Origin of the sequence: Aromatoleum evansii, from assembly GCF_045689615.1 — a bacterium.
Classification (GTDB): domain Bacteria; phylum Pseudomonadota; class Gammaproteobacteria; order Burkholderiales; family Rhodocyclaceae; genus Aromatoleum; species Aromatoleum evansii.
Window position 1 is genome coordinate 430,550 of the sequence record NZ_CP141259.1, and the last position, 14,416, is coordinate 444,965.

The window sequence follows — 14,416 nt, forward strand, 5'->3', positions numbered from 1 at the left end:
AAACTGTTGTCTTTTGATCTGGATCAAGCTTACTATTGATTGACCGGTCGGTCAAACAAAGGCCGGACTACAAAGAAAGCTCGGAATACCGGGCGCAGACCCCCGCCGACAGGAGGCCTCGAAGCCTGCCGGGCGATCCGAAGAAGGAGACTCTGCAGAACCGCCGCCCGATCGTAGGGGCGGGCGTTTGTGCAGAGGGATGACAGGAGGAGACATGAGCAGCACCGATTGGAGCATGCAGGGCGAGACGATTCGTCTCGACGTGGTCGAGGGCGTGGCGACGCTGACCTTGAACCGTCCCGATCGCCTGAATTCGTTCACGAGCCGGATGCACGAGGAAGTGCGCGGGGCGCTGGCGAAGGTGAAGGAAGGCCGTGCGGCAGGTGTGGTGCGCGTGCTGGTGCTCACCGGCGCCGGTCGCGGCTTCTGCGCCGGGCAGGATCTGTCCGACCGGGCGGTCGCGCCGGGTGCGGCGCCGGTGGACCTGGGCGAATCGGTCGAGAAGAACTACAAGCCCCTGGTGCTCGCGCTGCGCAGTCTCGAGCTGCCGGTGATCGCGGCCGTGAATGGCGTCGCGGCCGGCGCGGGCGCGAGCATCGCGCTCGCCTGCGATCTGGTGTTCGCGGCGCGCTCGGCGAGCTTCATCCAGTCCTTCAGCAAGCTCGGCGTGGTGCCCGACACGGGCGGCAGCTGGATCCTGCCGCGCCTGGTCGGACCGGCGCGCGCGATGGGCATGGCCTTGCTGGGCGAGAAGCTGTCGGCCGAGCAGGCGGAGAGCTGGGGCCTGATCTGGAAGTGCGTTGATGACGAGGCGCTGATGCCGACCGTGCAGCAGGTAGCCACGGGCCTCGCGAAAGGGCCGACCTTCGGCTATGCGAAGACCAAGCAGGCGATCTGGGCGAGCTCGACCAACGACTTCGAGACCCAGCTCAACCTCGAGCGCGACCTGATGACGGTGTGCGGAAATTCGAACGACTACCGCGAAGGCGTCGCCGCATTCATGGAAAAGCGCAATCCGAATTTCAAGGGTGACTGAATGAGCGCACTCACCCGGGATGTGAAGATCGTCGTGATCGGTGCCGGCGCGATGGGCAGCGGCATCGCCCAGGTCGCGGCGCGCGCGGGTCACACCGTGTACCTGTACGACGGCCGCAGCGAGGCGATCGCCGCCGGGCGCGCGGCGATCGAGAAGGACCTGAAGTTCCTCGTCGCGAAGAACCGTCTCGACGGGGCTGAAGCCACGGCGACGCTGGAGCGCGTCGTGCCCGTCGCGGCACTGGCCGAGGCGGCCGATGCGGGCCTCGCGATCGAGGCGATCGTCGAGAACCTGGACGTGAAGCGCAAGCTCTTCGCCGAGCTCGAAAACCTGCTCGGTGCGGACGTGATCATCGCCAGCAATACCTCGTCGCTGTCGATCAATGCGATGGCGGCGGGCCTCGCCCGTCCGGGCCGGCTTGCGGGCCTGCACTTCTTCAACCCCGCGCCGCGCATGGCGCTGGTCGAGGTGGTGTCGGGGCTGACGACCGACCGCGAGGTCGCCGAAACCCTCTACGCGACGGCGCGAGCCTGGGGCAAGGTGCCCGTGCATGCGGCTTCCACCCCGGGCTTCATCGTGAATCGTGTCGCGCGCCCCTACTATGCCGAGGCGCTGCGCGTGCTTGCCGAGCACGAGGCGGAGCCCGCGACGCTGGATGCGATCCTGCGCGAGGGCTGCGGCTTCGCGATGGGCCCCTTCGAGCTGATGGACCTGATCGGCCACGACGTGAACTTCGCGGTCACGAAGTCGGTGTTCGAGGCCTATTTCTGCGACCGCCGCTTCGCCCCGAGCCCGTTCCAGCAGGAGCTCGTCGCCGCCGGCCGGCTCGGTCGCAAGAGCGGGCGCGGTATCTATGAATATGGCGAACTCGCCGCGAAGGCCGTGCCGCAGGACGAAGCGCCGCAGGACGGCGAGCCGCGCGTCACCGTGGTCGGCGACATCGGCGCGGCCGCGCCCTTGCTCGCGCGCCTGGAGGCGGCCGGCATCGAGGTGCGGCGCGAGTCCGGCATGCACGGCAAGCGCGGCTGGATGCAGATCGGCGCCGCGCGCGTCGCGCTCACCGACGGCCGCACGGCGACGCTGCGCGCGGCTGAGGAACGCCAGCCGAACCTGGTGCTGTTCGACCTGTGTCTCGACTACTCGACCAGCACCCGCATCGCGCTGACGCGCGCCGACCAGTGCGGCCTGGGCGCGCTGCGCGTGGTCACCGGCACCTTCCAGAAGGCCGGCTTCAAGGTCAGCGTGATCGACGACGTCGCCGGGCTGATCGCGCTGCGCACCGTCGCGATGCTCGCGAACGAGGCCGCCGACGCGGTGCTGCAGCGGGTGGCGAGCGCGCGCGACGTAGATACGGCGATGCGCCATGGCACCAACTACCCCAAGGGCGGCCCGCTCGCGTGGGCCGACCAGCTCGGCGCGGGATTCGTCGTCGAGGTGCTGGCGAACCTCCAGGAGCACTACGGCGAGGAGCGCTACCGCGTGTCGCCGCTCTTGCGCCGCAAGGCCTGCAACGGGGAGGCGATGTATGACTGAGGCGGGCTATCGCGATCTCACGAACGGGCTCGATCCCCAGCTCGTCGCCGAGCGCGTGCGCGACGGCATGTCGGAGAACGACCGCGTGCTCCACGCCAACGGCATCCGCTTCGAGGCGATCGGCCCCGGTTACGCGAAGGTGACGATGACGGTGCGCGAGGACATGCTCAACGGCTTCGACATCTGCCACGGCGGTTTCATCACGCTGCTCGCCGACACGGCCTTCGCCTATGCGTGCAACAGCGGCAACGAGCAGACCGTGGCGTCCGGCATCAGCCTCGACTTCATGGCGCCGGGGCGTCCCGGGGAGGTGCTGTGCGCCGAGGCGAAGGAAGTGTTCGCCGCCGGTCGTACCGGCGTGTACGACATCAGCGTCACCAACCCGAAGGGCGAGCTGATCGCGGTGATGCGCGGCAAGTCCTATCGGCTGAAGGGAAGGGCGGTCGTCGAGTTGTGAAATGAATGGCGTTTGACGCGGGTCACCCGGGATTCCCCAGCTTCGGGGAATAATTCCGGCCTCATATGAAATCCGCGCAAACCGAAGAAACCAGGAGGAGAGAGAGCAATGCCCGTAAAGACCCCGTCGCCCGGCGATCTGGAACCGATCGAGAAGGCCAGCCAGGACGAACTGCGCGCCCTGCAGCTCGAGCGCCTGAAGTGGAGCGTGCGCCACGCCTACGAGAACGTGCCGCACTACCGCAAGGCCTTCGACGCCAAGGGTGTGCACCCGGACGACCTGAAGTCGCTCGCGGACCTCGCGAAGTTTCCCTTCACCGCGAAGGGCGACCTGCGCGACAACTACCCCTTCGGCATGTTCGCAGTGCCGCGCGAGAAGGTCGCGCGCGTGCATGCGTCGTCCGGCACCACCGGCAAGCCGACGGTGGTGGGCTACACGCTGAAGGACATCGACACCTGGGCGACGGTCGTCGCGCGCTCGATCCGCGCTTCGGGCGGGCGCGCCGGCGACATGGTGCATATCGCGTACGGGTACGGGCTGTTCACCGGTGGGCTGGGCGCGCACTACGGCGCCGAGAAGCTCGGCTGCACGGTGGTGCCGATGTCCGGCGGCCAGACCGAGAAGCAGATCCAGCTGATCCAGGACTTCAAGCCCGACATCATCATGGTGACGCCGTCCTACATGCTCACGGTGCTCGACGAGATGGAGCGCATGGGCATCGATCCGCATCAGACCTCGCTGAAGGTCGGCATCTTCGGCGCCGAGCCGTGGACGCAGGCGATGCGCGCGGCGATGGAGGCGCGCGCCGGCATCGACGCGGTCGACATCTACGGCCTGTCGGAGGTGATGGGGCCGGGGGTGGCCAACGAGTGCATCGAGGCCAAGGACGGCCCAGTGATCTGGGAAGACCACTTTTACCCCGAGATCATCGACCCGCATACGGGCGAAGTGCTGCCGGACGGCTCCGAGGGCGAGCTGGTGTTCACCACGCTGACCAAGGAAGCGATGCCGGTGATCCGCTACCGCACCCGCGACCTCACGCGCCTGCTGCCGCCGACCGCACGCAGCATGCGCCGCATGGCGAAGATCACCGGGCGCTCGGACGACATGCTGATCATCCGCGGCGTGAACCTCTTCCCGACCCAGGTCGAGGAGCTGATCTGCAAGAACCCGAAGCTCGCGCCGCAGTACCTGCTGGAGGTCGACAAGGACGGCCACATGGACACCCTTACCGTGAAGGTCGAGATCAATCCGGAGGCCAACGTCGGTCGCCACCCGGAGCAGAAGGAAGCGCTCGCGAAGGAGCTCCAGCACGACATCAAGACCTTCATCGGCGTGTCGGCGAAGGTGCATGTGTGCGAGCCCTTCGCGATCGAGCGTGTGACGATCGGCAAGGCCAAGCGGGTGGTGGATCGCCGGCCGAAGGAGTGATCCGTGGTGGGAGCGTTGTGTTGTAGCAGGGCTGTGTTGCGGGAGTTCTCTGTTGTGGGAGCGGCTTCAGCCGCGAAGCAGCGTTCCTGCAGCCTGACGCGCCCATTCGCGGCTGAAGCCGCTCCCACGAAAACCCCGGCATTCCCGAATGGGGCAACTCCCACGCAAAGACAGGCATTCTGAGGCCGCTCCCGCAGAGGAGCGTGCCGCAGGGACAAGGAAGGAGGAGACAAAAACATGTACACCCAAGCACTGGACATCCCGCAGCAGAACGCCGAGAAGGCGCCGCGCGCGGTCGAGAATCCCGCCTACCAGGCCGAGTTCGACGCCAAGATCGATGCCGGCGGCTACATCGAGGCCAAGGACTGGATGCCCGAGGCCTACCGCAAGACGCTCGTGCGCCAGATCAGCCAGCACGCGCATTCCGAGATCGTCGGCATGCTGCCCGAGGGCAACTGGATCACGCGCGCGCCGACCCTGAAGCGCAAGGCGATCCTGCTCGCGAAGGTGCAGGACGAGGGCGGCCACGGCCTCTACCTCTACGCCGCGGCCGAGACGCTGGGCGTGTCGCGCGACGAACTGCTCGACGCGTTGCACACGGGCAAGGCCAAGTACAGCTCGATCTTCAACTACCCGACGCTCACCTGGGCGGACATCGGCGTGATCGGCTGGCTGGTCGACGGCGCCGCGATCATGAACCAGATCCCGCTGTGCAAGTGCAGCTACGGCCCCTACGCCCGCGCGATGGTGCGCATCTGCAAGGAGGAATCCTTCCACCAGCGCCAGGGCTACGACTTGTTGCTGACGATGATGAAGGGCACCCAGGAGCAGCGCGAGATGGTGCAGGACGCCGTGAATCGCTGGTGGTGGCCGTCGATCATGATGTTCGGCCCGCACGACAAGGATTCCGTGCATTCGGGCCAGAGCGCGCGCTGGGGCATCAAGCGCATCTCCAACGACGACCTGCGCCAGAAGTTCGTCGACGCCACCGTGAAGCAGGCCGAGGTACTGGGCGTGACGATGCCCGATCCGGAGCTGAAGTGGAACGAGGAACGCGGCCACTACGACTTCGGCGCGATCGACTGGGACGAGTTCTGGAACGTGGTGAACGGCCACGGCCAGGGCAACGTCGACCGCCTGGCCGCGCGCGTGAAGGCGTGGGAGGACGGCGCCTGGGTGCGCGAGGCCGCGCTCGAGCACGAGCGCAAGCGCGCCGCGCGCGAGCACCAGGCCGCGTGACAGATATTCATCGAACACACCGACAGAAAGGGCGGCTCCGGCCAGCCCTCACGAGAGGAGAAGAGACATGGAACGCAAGGAATGGCCGCTGTGGGAAGTCTTCGTGCGCAGCAGGAACGGCCTCGATCACAAGCACTGCGGCAGCGTGCACGCGCCCGACGCCAAGCTCGCCCTGCAGGTCGCGCGCGACGTCTACACCCGCCGCCAGGAAGGCGTGAGCATCTGGGTCGTCGAGGCCGGCAACATCGTCGCCTCGGATCCGGACGCCAAGCCCGAGCTGTTCGATCCGGCCGAGGACAAGATCTACCGGCATCCGACCTTCTACCAGTTGCCCGACGAAGTGAACCACATGTGAGAGCGCCGGAAAATGACCACTACCCCCGCCCACATTGAATACGTCACCCGCCTCGGCGACAACGCGCTGATCCTCGGCCAGCGCATGTCCGAATGGTGCGGCCACGCGCCGGTGCTCGAAGAGGACATGGCGCTCGCCAACATGTCGCTGGACCTGATCGGCCAGGCGCGCATGCTGCTCACGCACGCCGGCAAGCTCGAAGGCAAGGGCCGCGACGAGGACCAGCTGGCCTTCCTGCGCACCGAGATGCACTACCGCAACCTCACGCTGTGCGAGCTGCCCAACGTCGACTTCGGCCGCACGATGGTGCGCAATTTCCTCTTCGCGAGCCTCCAGGTGCTGCTGTGGGAGCGCCTGCTCGCGTCGAGCGACACCGAACTCGCCGCGATCGCCGCGAAGAGCCTCAAGGAAGCGCGCTACCACGCGCAGCATGCCGGCGACTGGGTCGTGCGCCTGGGTGACGGCACGGCCGAATCGCATGCACGCACGCAGGCTGCGCTCGACTACCTGTGGCCCTACACCGCCGAGTTCTTCGCCGCGAATCCGACCGACGAGGCGATCGCCGCCGCCGGCATCGGCCCGGCATGGAGCGAGCTCGAAGCGGCGTGGGAAGCCGTGGTCGTGCCGGTGTTGAACGAGGCGACGCTGACCGTGCCCGCGCGCACGCCCTTCAAGTCCTACGGCAAGTTCGGCCGCCACAGCGAGCACCTGGGGCACCTGTTGTCGGAGATGCAGTACCTGCAGCGCACCTACCCGGGCGCGCAGTGGTGACAAAGGATCGTAGGGCGGGCGGAGCGGAGCGTATCCCGCCATTCCGCCGGACGGGAGGGCTCGACCGCCGTGTTGCGGGATACGCCTTCGGCTCCTCCCGCCCTACGAAAAACGTGCCGCAATGACGAATGCCGGATGAAAACGCGATGCTGACCGAAACCCAGGCCTGGGACGTCCTCCACGCCGTGCCCGACCCCGAGATCCCGGTGATCTCGGTGACCGAGCTCGGCATCGTGCGCGAGGTCCATGCACGCGACGGCGGCCTGCATGTGGTCGTCACGCCGACCTATTCCGGCTGCCCGGCTACCGAGGTGATCGCGCAAAGCATCCGCGATGCGCTGGTCGCCGCCGGCACCGCGGAGGTGGAGGTCGAGACGCGTCTCGCGCCCGCGTGGACCACCGCCTGGATCACCGAGCCGGCGAAGGAGAAGCTGCGCGCCTACGGCATCGCGCCCCCGTCCGGCGACGCGGCGGTCGGCGGTGCCCAGCCGATCCGTTTCGTGCCCCGCAAGCTCGCCTGCCCGCGCTGCGGCTCGACCGACACGACGCGCCTGTCGCAGTTCGGCTCGACCGCGTGCAAGGCGCTGTACCGCTGCCAGAGCTGCCTGGAACCATTCGAGTACTTCAAACCGATCTGAGACAAGCATCGAATCGCCACGAGAAGCGATCGAGGAGACGAGACATGACGACGCACAGAACGCCGAAATTCCATCCGCTGAAAGTCGCCGAGGTGCGGCGCGAGACGCCCGAGGCGGTGAGCCTGCGCTTCGAGATTCCGGCCGAACTGGCCGAGGACTACCGCTTCGAGCAAGGCCAGCACCTCAATCTCAAGGTCATGGTCAACGGCGAGGAGCTGCGCCGCTCCTACTCGATCTGCTCCGGTGTCGATGACAACGAGCTGCGCGTCGCGATCAAGAAGATCGGCGGTGGCGTGTTTTCCACCTGGGCCAACGACGGCGGAATCAGGGTCGGCGACGTGCTGGAGGTGATGACTCCCGAAGGCCGCTTCCACACCCCGCTCGACCCCGCGCACGCCAAGCACTACGTCGCCTTCGCCGCCGGCAGCGGCATCACGCCCATCCTGTCGCTGGTGAAGACCACCCTCGCGGCGGAGCCGCACAGCCGCTTCACGCTGGTCTACAGCAACCGCCGCCAGGCGAGCGTGATGTTCGCCGAGACGCTCGAAGACCTGAAGAACCGCCACATGGCGCGCTTCACGCTGTACAACCTGTTCTCCCGCGAGGAGCAGGAGGTGCCGCTCTTCAACGGCCGGCTCGACGGCGAGCGCGTGCGCCAGTTCCTCGACACCCTGATCCCCGTCGACACCATCGACGAAGCCTTCATCTGCGGTCCCGGCGCGATGATCGACGAGGTCGAGGCTGCACTGCAGGCCGCGGGCCTCGCACACGAGCACATCCACCTCGAGCGCTTCGGCGTGCCGGCCTCCGCCCCCGAGCACCACGTCGAACCGGGCGATGCGACCCAGGCGAAGGTCACCGTGATTGCCGACGGCCTCAGGCGCGAGATGGAGTTCCGCGCCGAGGATCCGTCCATCCTCGACGTCGCGCTGCGCGCCGGCATGGACCTGCCGTATTCGTGCAAGGGCGGCGTGTGCTGCACCTGTCGCGCGAAACTGCTTGAGGGCAAGGTGCGCATGGACAAGAATTTCACCCTCGAACAGCCGGACGTTGATGCCGGCTACATTCTCACCTGCCAGGCGCACCCCCTCACCGAGCGCGTCGTCATCAGTTTCGACGAGCGCTGAGGGAAGCGGCTGGCCCCGAAACAGGCACGACATCCGGCATGGCACGAGGCAAGGCACCCACTTTCGAGCTGCAGCGCGCGACGATGTTGCGCGCGGCGGCGGGGCAGTTCGCGGAAAAGGGCTTCCACAATGCCTCGATGTCGGCTATCGCCCAGGCCTGCGGCGTGTCGAAGCCGCTGCTGTACCACTACTACCGCGACAAGGAGCATCTGCTGTTCGACATCGCCGATAGCTACATCGACGAGCTGCTCGCGATCGTCGCGTCCGTGGAGGCGCGCAAGCTCGACCCGGAGGCCCATTTCTCCGAGCTCGTGACGCGCTTCATGGAGGAATACGAGCACGCGCAGGACCATCACATGGTGATCGTGCAGGATGTGAAGTTCCTCAGGGAGGAGCAGGCGGAGAGCGTCGCCGCCAAGCAGCGGCGCGTGGTGGCGGCCTTCGCCGACGCGCTGGCGCGGGTCGAACCCGGCCTCAAGGGCCGCAAGCTCGACAAGGCGGTCACGATGATCCTGTTCGGCATGATCAACTGGACCTTCACCTGGCTGCGCGCGGACGGCCCGCTGACCTTCCACGACATGGCGCCCATCGTCACCGGGATCTTCCTCAACGGCGTGCGTGGCCTGATGCGCGGCGAAGGCGGCGGTGTCGCGGTGGCGGGGGCGGCGGCGGATGCCTAGTGCGTCAGCCGGACGCAAGGGACCGACCCTATGCTCGGGGTGTCACGCGCGCGGAATTTCTCACGCAACCTGGTGCCGGCGTGGTCAAAATGTGATTCAGATCAATAGTTGGACTGGCAATAGTTTGTATCGTAAGCAATAATCGCCTGACGCGACCGCGGCTTCCCTCAGGTCCGGTCGCCAATAATCCAAGAGGAGGAGACACACCATGAAACTGCGCACTTCCCTGATGGCTGCCATCGGTCTTGCCTTTGCCGCGACTGCCGTACAGGCCGACATCAACGTCGGCGTGACCGTGTCGGCGACCGGCCCTGCCGCCTCGCTGGGCATCCCGGAAAAGAACACGATCGCGCTGCTGCCGACGACGATCGCGGGCGAGAAGATCAACTACATCGTCCTCGACGACGCCTCCGACACCACTTCGGCCGTGAAGAACGTCCGCAAGCTGATCTCCGAGGACAAGGTGGACGTGATCCTCGGTTCGACGATCACGCCGAACTCGCTGGCGATGATCGACGTGGTGGCCGAGGCCGCGACGCCGATGATCTCGATGGCCGCCTCGGCACGCATCGTCGAGCCGGTCGACGACAAGAAGCGCTGGGTGTTCAAGACGCCGCAGAACGACGCGCAGATGTCGACCGCGATCATCGAGCACATGACCAACAACGGCGTGAAGACGGTCGCCTTCATCGGCTTCTCCGACGCCTACGGCGAAGGCTGGTACGAGCAGTTCTCGGCCGTGGCCGATGCGCGCAAGCTGAAGTTGGTCGCCAACGAGCGCTTCGCCCGCACCGACACCTCGGTGACCGGACAGGTGCTGAAGATCATGGCGGCGAAGCCCGATGCGGTGCTGATCGCCGGCTCCGGCACGCCGGCCGCGCTGCCGCAGAAGGCGTTCAAGGAGCGCGGTTTCAATGCCAAGATCTACCAGACCCACGGTGTCGCCAACAACGACTTCCTGCGCGTGTGCGGCAAGGACTGTGAGGGCACCTTCCTCCCGGCCGGGCCGGTGCTCGTCGCCGACCAACTGCCCGACAGCAACCCGGTGAAGAAGAGCGCGCTCGAGTACATCAGCAAGTACGAGGCGGCCCACGGCAAGGGCAGCGTGTCGACCTTCGGCGCGCACGGCTGGGACAGCGGCGTGCTGCTCGCCGCCGCGGTTCCGACGGCGCTGAAGAAGGCCAAGCCGGGCACCAAGGAGTTCCGTGCCGCGCTGCGCGACGCGCTCGAAGGACTGAAGGAAGTGCCGGCCGCGCATGGCATCTTCAGCATGAGCCCCAACGACCACCTCGGCCTGGACCAGCGCGCGCGCGTGATGGTGCAGATCCAGGGCGGGGCATGGAAACTCGTCAAGTAAGTTCCTGAGCTGAAACCGTGACGGCCGGGCGTTGCCCCGCGCCGCGCGGGGCTTTCATTCGTTGCTGAAAGAGTCGGGAGCGGCCCGTGCCGCTCCCGATAGCGGGGTTCGTCCATGGATTTCCAGATAGCGCTGTTGCTCGCACAGGACGGCATCACCAACGGTGCGATTTATGCGCTGCTCGCGCTCGCGCTGGTGCTGGTGTTTGCCGTGACGCGGGTGATCTTCATTCCGCAGGGGGAGTTCGTCGCCTATGGCGCGCTCACCCTGGTCATGATCCAGGCCGGCCACGTGCCGGCCACGCTGTGGCTGCTCGTCGGCGCCGGGGTGCTCGCGGCCGTGGTCGATGCCCGCGGCGCACTCGCCAGCGGCCAGAAGGGGCGCCTCGCGGGCGTGCTGGCGTGGAACGCCGGCTATCCGCTCGCGCTTGCGGCGCTGCTCTACCTGCTGCCGCTCGCCACACTCCCGCTCGCCGTGCAGGTGCTGCTCGCGCTGCTCGTGATCGTGCCGATGGGGCCGCTGATGTACCGCCTCATCTACCAGCCGATCGCCGCCGCCCCGGTGCTGATCCTGCTGATCGTCTCGGTCGCCGTGCACGTGGGCATGGTGGGCCTCGGCTTACTCTTCTTCGGCGCCGAAGGCTCGCGCACCCCGGCCTTCTCGGAAGCGCGCTTCGAGCTCGGCCCGATGATGGTCACCGGCCAGACCATCTGGGTCGTCGCCGCCTCCATCGTGCTCATCGTCGCCCTGTACCAGTTCTTCGGCCGCACCATCTACGGCAAGGCGCTGCGCGCGACCGCGATGAACCGCAACGGCGCGCGCCTGATGGGCATCTCGCCCGCGCTCGCCGGGCGGCTCACCTTCCTGCTCGCGGCCCTCATCGGCGCGCTCTCGGGCGTGCTGATCGCCCCCATCACCACCATCTACTACGACACCGGCTTCCTCATCGGCCTGAAGGGGTTTGTCGCCGCCATCGTCGGCGGGCTCGCGAGCTACCCGATCGCCGCCGCCGGCGCCGTGCTGGTCGGCCTGCTCGAAGCCTTCAGCTCCTTCTGGGCCAGCGCCTACAAGGAAGTCATCGTGTTCACGCTCATCATCCCGGTGCTGCTGTGGCGCTCGCTCACCAGCCACCACGTGGAGGAAGAGGAATGAAGCCCGCACTCTCCCCGCGCGTCGTGCTCGGCGCCTTCATGCTCGTGCTGCTGGTGGCGCCGCTCGTGATGCCGCCCTTCTACGTCACGCTCCTGAACTACATCGGCCTGTACGCGCTGGTGGCCCTCGGCCTCGTGCTGCTCACCGGCGTGGGTGGCCTCACCAGCTTCGGCCAGGCTGCCTTCGTGGGCCTGGGCGCCTACACCACCGCGGTGCTCACCACCGCGACCGAACTGCCCGCCTGGCTCGCCTGGGCGGGCGGCTCGCCCTGGCTCGCGCTCGGCGTGGGCCTGGTGTTCACTGCCACCGTCGCCTTCGTCCTCGGCTCGCTCACGCTGAAGCTCTCCGGCCACTACCTGCCGCTGGGCACCATCGCCTGGGGCATCAGCCTGTACTTCCTCTTCGGCACCCTCGAGACCCTGGGCGGCCACACGGGGCTGACCGGCATCCCGCCCATCGCGCTCTTCGGCTTCGAGCTCACCGAAGGCCGCCACATCTTCTACCTCATCTGGGTCTTCCTGCTCGCGGCGGTGTTCACCACCCAGAACCTGCTCGACTCGCGCGAAGGCCGCGCCATCCGCGCCTTGAAGGGCGGCATGGTGATGGCCGAGGCGATGGGCGTGGATACCGCGCGTTCGCGCATGGTCATCTTCGTCATCGCCGCGCTGCACGCCTGTGCCTCGGGCTGGCTCTACGCGCACCTGCAGCGCTTCGTGAACCCCACCCCCTTCGGTCTGCACATCGGCATCGAGTACCTCTTTATGGCCGTGGTGGGCGGCGCCGGCCAGGTATGGGGCGCGCTGCTGGGGGCGGGCGTCATCACCATCGTCAAGCAGTGGCTGCAGGACATCCTGCCGCAGCTCTTCGGCCAGAGCGGCAACTTCGAGGTGATCGTCTTCGGCCTGATGATGATTGTGATCCTGCAGCGTGCGCGCGAAGGCCTGTGGCCGATCTTCGCCCGCCTCGTGCCGGTGAAGGTGACCCGGCGCACGCTCGACGCCGCGGCCGAGCCGCTGCCGAAGAAACCGCTGCCCGCGCGCGGGGAGGTGATCCTCGAAGCGAAGGAGGTCACGAGGAAGTTCGGCGGCCTGGTGGCCAACAACGCCATGAGCCTCAGCGTGAAGGCGGGCGAGATCCTCGCTCTGATCGGCCCCAACGGCGCGGGCAAGAGCACCATGTTCAACCAGATCTCGGGCGTCGACACCCCGACCTCGGGCGAGGTGCTGTTCCTCGGCAAGCCGGTCGCCGGGCGCGGCTCGCGCGAGATCGCCAGGATGGGCATGAGCCGCACCTTCCAGCACGTGAAGCTGCTGCCGACCATGAGCGTGCTGGAGAACGTCGCCATCGGCGCCCACATGCGCGGCGACAAGGGCGTGTTCCCCGCCGCCTGGCGCCTCGACCGCGCCGAAGAGGCGCGCCTCCTGAACGAAGCGGCGCGCCAGATCGAGCGCGTGGGCCTCGCCGAGCACATGTTCGACGCTGCCGGCAGCCTCGCGCTGGGCCAGCAGCGCATCCTCGAGATCGCCCGCGCGCTCGCCGCCGACCCCTGCCTGCTGCTGCTCGACGAGCCGGCCGCGGGCCTGCGCTTCAAGGAGAAGCAGGCGCTCGCCGAGCTCCTCAGGAAGCTCAGGGGCGAAGGCATGGGGATTCTCCTCGTCGAGCACGACATGGACTTCGTCATGGGGCTCGTGGATCGCGTGGTGGTGATGGAGTTCGGCCAGAAGATCGCCGAAGGCCTGCCCGAGGAAGTGCAGCAGAACCCCGCGGTGCTCGAAGCCTATCTCGGAGGTGTGGAATGAACGGCATGAGCGTGGAGATGAATGTGATCGAGCAGACGATCGACGAGGCTGGCAAAAGCGCCCCCGGCACCCCGCGCGCGGTGCTCGAGGTGCGCGACCTGTGCGTCGCCTACGGCAAGGTGGAAGCCCTGTCGAACGCCAACATCCGCGTCGGCGAAGGCCAGATCGTCACCGTGATCGGCCCCAACGGCGCGGGCAAGACGACGATGCTGTCGGCGATCATGGGCCTGCTGGAGTCGCGCGGGCAGGTCATCTTCGACGGCGAGGCCGAATACGTGCCGCGGGTCGAGCGCATGGTCGCGCGCGGCATGAACCTCGTGCCGGAAAAGCGCGAACTCTTCGCCGAGATGAGCGTCGAGGACAACCTGCTGCTGGGCGCCTTCCAGCGCTACCGCATGGGCAAGCGCGACCACGCCGAGACGATGAAGGAGGTGTACCACCTCTTCCCGCGCCTCGAGGAACGCAAGGCGCAACTCGCCGGCACGCTCTCGGGCGGCGAGCGCCAGATGCTGGCGGTGGGGCGCGCGCTGATGGCGAAGCCGAAGCTCCTGATGCTCGACGAGCCGAGCCTGGGCCTCGCCCCGCTGATCGTGCGGGAAATCTTCCGCATCATCGGCGAGCTGCGCCGGCGCGGGGTGTCGATCCTGCTCGTCGAGCAGAACGCGCGCGCGGCGCTGCAGGTGGCCGACTACGCCTACGTGCTGGAGACGGGCGAGATCTCGATGGAAGGCCCGGCCAGGCAGCTCGCCGATGATCCGCGCGTGATCGAGTCCTATCTGGGGCTGGGCGGGAAGCATCAGGCGATGCTGTCCACCTGAGCTCAGGGCGCTTCGTGTGCCGC

14 protein-coding genes are annotated in these 14,416 nt (G+C 67.3%); all 14 read left to right on the plus strand.

The window, feature by feature from the left end:
* Positions 1-235 precede the first annotated feature (235 nt).
* On the plus strand, positions 236-1,036 hold the full coding sequence (gene paaG, locus U5817_RS01755; RefSeq protein ID WP_407281142.1) for a 2-(1,2-epoxy-1,2-dihydrophenyl)acetyl-CoA isomerase PaaG: 801 nt from the start codon (positions 236-238) through the stop codon (positions 1,034-1,036).
* On the plus strand, positions 1,037-2,569 hold the full coding sequence (paaH, locus tag U5817_RS01760; RefSeq protein WP_407279525.1) for a 3-hydroxyacyl-CoA dehydrogenase PaaH: 1,533 nt from the start codon (positions 1,037-1,039) through the stop codon (positions 2,567-2,569).
* A complete protein-coding gene (gene paaI / locus U5817_RS01765; RefSeq protein ID WP_169132233.1) occupies positions 2,562-3,026 on the plus strand; it encodes a hydroxyphenylacetyl-CoA thioesterase PaaI in 465 nt (154 codons plus the stop codon). Before paaH ends, paaI begins: the two co-directional genes overlap by 8 nt.
* 108 nt (positions 3,027-3,134) lie before the next feature.
* Complete coding sequence (paaK, locus tag U5817_RS01770; protein ID WP_169132234.1) at positions 3,135-4,457, plus strand: phenylacetate--CoA ligase PaaK; 1,323 nt, start codon at positions 3,135-3,137, stop codon at positions 4,455-4,457.
* 237 nt (positions 4,458-4,694) lie between these two features.
* Positions 4,695-5,696: a 1,2-phenylacetyl-CoA epoxidase subunit PaaA gene (paaA, locus tag U5817_RS01775; protein ID WP_169132235.1), complete on the plus strand. Its 1,002-nt coding sequence runs from the start codon at positions 4,695-4,697 to the stop codon at positions 5,694-5,696.
* 67 nt (positions 5,697-5,763) lie between these two features.
* The gene (paaB, locus tag U5817_RS01780) at positions 5,764-6,051 is read left to right on the plus strand and encodes a 1,2-phenylacetyl-CoA epoxidase subunit PaaB (RefSeq protein WP_169132236.1); all 288 of its coding nucleotides are present in this window, start codon (positions 5,764-5,766) and stop codon (positions 6,049-6,051) included.
* Between the two features lie 12 nt (positions 6,052-6,063).
* Positions 6,064-6,822, plus strand: a complete 759-nt coding sequence (gene paaC / locus U5817_RS01785) for a 1,2-phenylacetyl-CoA epoxidase subunit PaaC (protein WP_407279526.1) — start codon at positions 6,064-6,066, stop codon at positions 6,820-6,822.
* Positions 6,823-6,968: 146 nt separating this feature from the next.
* Positions 6,969-7,460 (plus strand): 1,2-phenylacetyl-CoA epoxidase subunit PaaD, encoded by a 492-nt coding sequence (gene paaD / locus U5817_RS01790; protein WP_407279527.1) that lies wholly within the window; start codon positions 6,969-6,971, stop codon positions 7,458-7,460.
* Positions 7,461-7,504: 44 nt separating this feature from the next.
* Positions 7,505-8,587, plus strand: coding sequence for a 1,2-phenylacetyl-CoA epoxidase subunit PaaE (paaE, locus tag U5817_RS01795; protein ID WP_169132239.1), 1,083 nt, complete (start codon positions 7,505-7,507; stop codon positions 8,585-8,587).
* Between the two features lie 38 nt (positions 8,588-8,625).
* The gene (locus U5817_RS01800) at positions 8,626-9,267 is read left to right on the plus strand and encodes a TetR/AcrR family transcriptional regulator (RefSeq protein WP_407279528.1); all 642 of its coding nucleotides are present in this window, start codon (positions 8,626-8,628) and stop codon (positions 9,265-9,267) included.
* 208 nt (positions 9,268-9,475) lie between these two features.
* On the plus strand, positions 9,476-10,624 hold the full coding sequence (locus U5817_RS01805) for an ABC transporter substrate-binding protein (RefSeq protein ID WP_407279529.1): 1,149 nt from the start codon (positions 9,476-9,478) through the stop codon (positions 10,622-10,624).
* 114 nt (positions 10,625-10,738) lie between these two features.
* On the plus strand, positions 10,739-11,776 hold the full coding sequence (locus U5817_RS01810; RefSeq protein WP_407279530.1) for a branched-chain amino acid ABC transporter permease: 1,038 nt from the start codon (positions 10,739-10,741) through the stop codon (positions 11,774-11,776).
* Complete coding sequence (locus U5817_RS01815; RefSeq protein WP_407279531.1) at positions 11,773-13,575, plus strand: ABC transporter permease subunit; 1,803 nt, start codon at positions 11,773-11,775, stop codon at positions 13,573-13,575. The genes U5817_RS01810 and U5817_RS01815 overlap by 4 nt, the downstream gene beginning before the upstream one ends.
* Before the next feature lie 17 nt (positions 13,576-13,592).
* Positions 13,593-14,393 (plus strand): ABC transporter ATP-binding protein, encoded by an 801-nt coding sequence (locus tag U5817_RS01820; RefSeq protein WP_407281143.1) that lies wholly within the window; start codon positions 13,593-13,595, stop codon positions 14,391-14,393.
* The last annotated feature ends 23 nt before the right edge of the window (positions 14,394-14,416 follow it).

Coding starts and splice junctions, on each gene's coding strand:
- paaC (WP_407279526.1), top strand. CDS start 6,064: ATGACCACTACCCCCGCCCACATTGAATACGTCACCCGCCTCGGCGAC.
- paaH (WP_407279525.1), top strand. CDS start 1,037: ATGAGCGCACTCACCCGGGATGTGAAGATCGTCGTGATCGGTGCCGGC.
- paaE (WP_169132239.1), top strand. CDS start 7,505: ATGACGACGCACAGAACGCCGAAATTCCATCCGCTGAAAGTCGCCGAG.
- U5817_RS01810 (WP_407279530.1), top strand. CDS start 10,739: ATGGATTTCCAGATAGCGCTGTTGCTCGCACAGGACGGCATCACCAAC.
- paaI (WP_169132233.1), top strand. CDS start 2,562: ATGACTGAGGCGGGCTATCGCGATCTCACGAACGGGCTCGATCCCCAG.
- U5817_RS01820 (WP_407281143.1), top strand. CDS start 13,593: ATGAATGTGATCGAGCAGACGATCGACGAGGCTGGCAAAAGCGCCCCC.
- paaK (WP_169132234.1), top strand. CDS start 3,135: ATGCCCGTAAAGACCCCGTCGCCCGGCGATCTGGAACCGATCGAGAAG.
- U5817_RS01800 (WP_407279528.1), top strand. CDS start 8,626: ATGGCACGAGGCAAGGCACCCACTTTCGAGCTGCAGCGCGCGACGATG.
- paaA (WP_169132235.1), top strand. CDS start 4,695: ATGTACACCCAAGCACTGGACATCCCGCAGCAGAACGCCGAGAAGGCG.
- paaD (WP_407279527.1), top strand. CDS start 6,969: ATGCTGACCGAAACCCAGGCCTGGGACGTCCTCCACGCCGTGCCCGAC.
- U5817_RS01815 (WP_407279531.1), top strand. CDS start 11,773: ATGAAGCCCGCACTCTCCCCGCGCGTCGTGCTCGGCGCCTTCATGCTC.
- U5817_RS01805 (WP_407279529.1), top strand. CDS start 9,476: ATGAAACTGCGCACTTCCCTGATGGCTGCCATCGGTCTTGCCTTTGCC.
- paaG (WP_407281142.1), top strand. CDS start 236: ATGCAGGGCGAGACGATTCGTCTCGACGTGGTCGAGGGCGTGGCGACG.
- paaB (WP_169132236.1), top strand. CDS start 5,764: ATGGAACGCAAGGAATGGCCGCTGTGGGAAGTCTTCGTGCGCAGCAGG.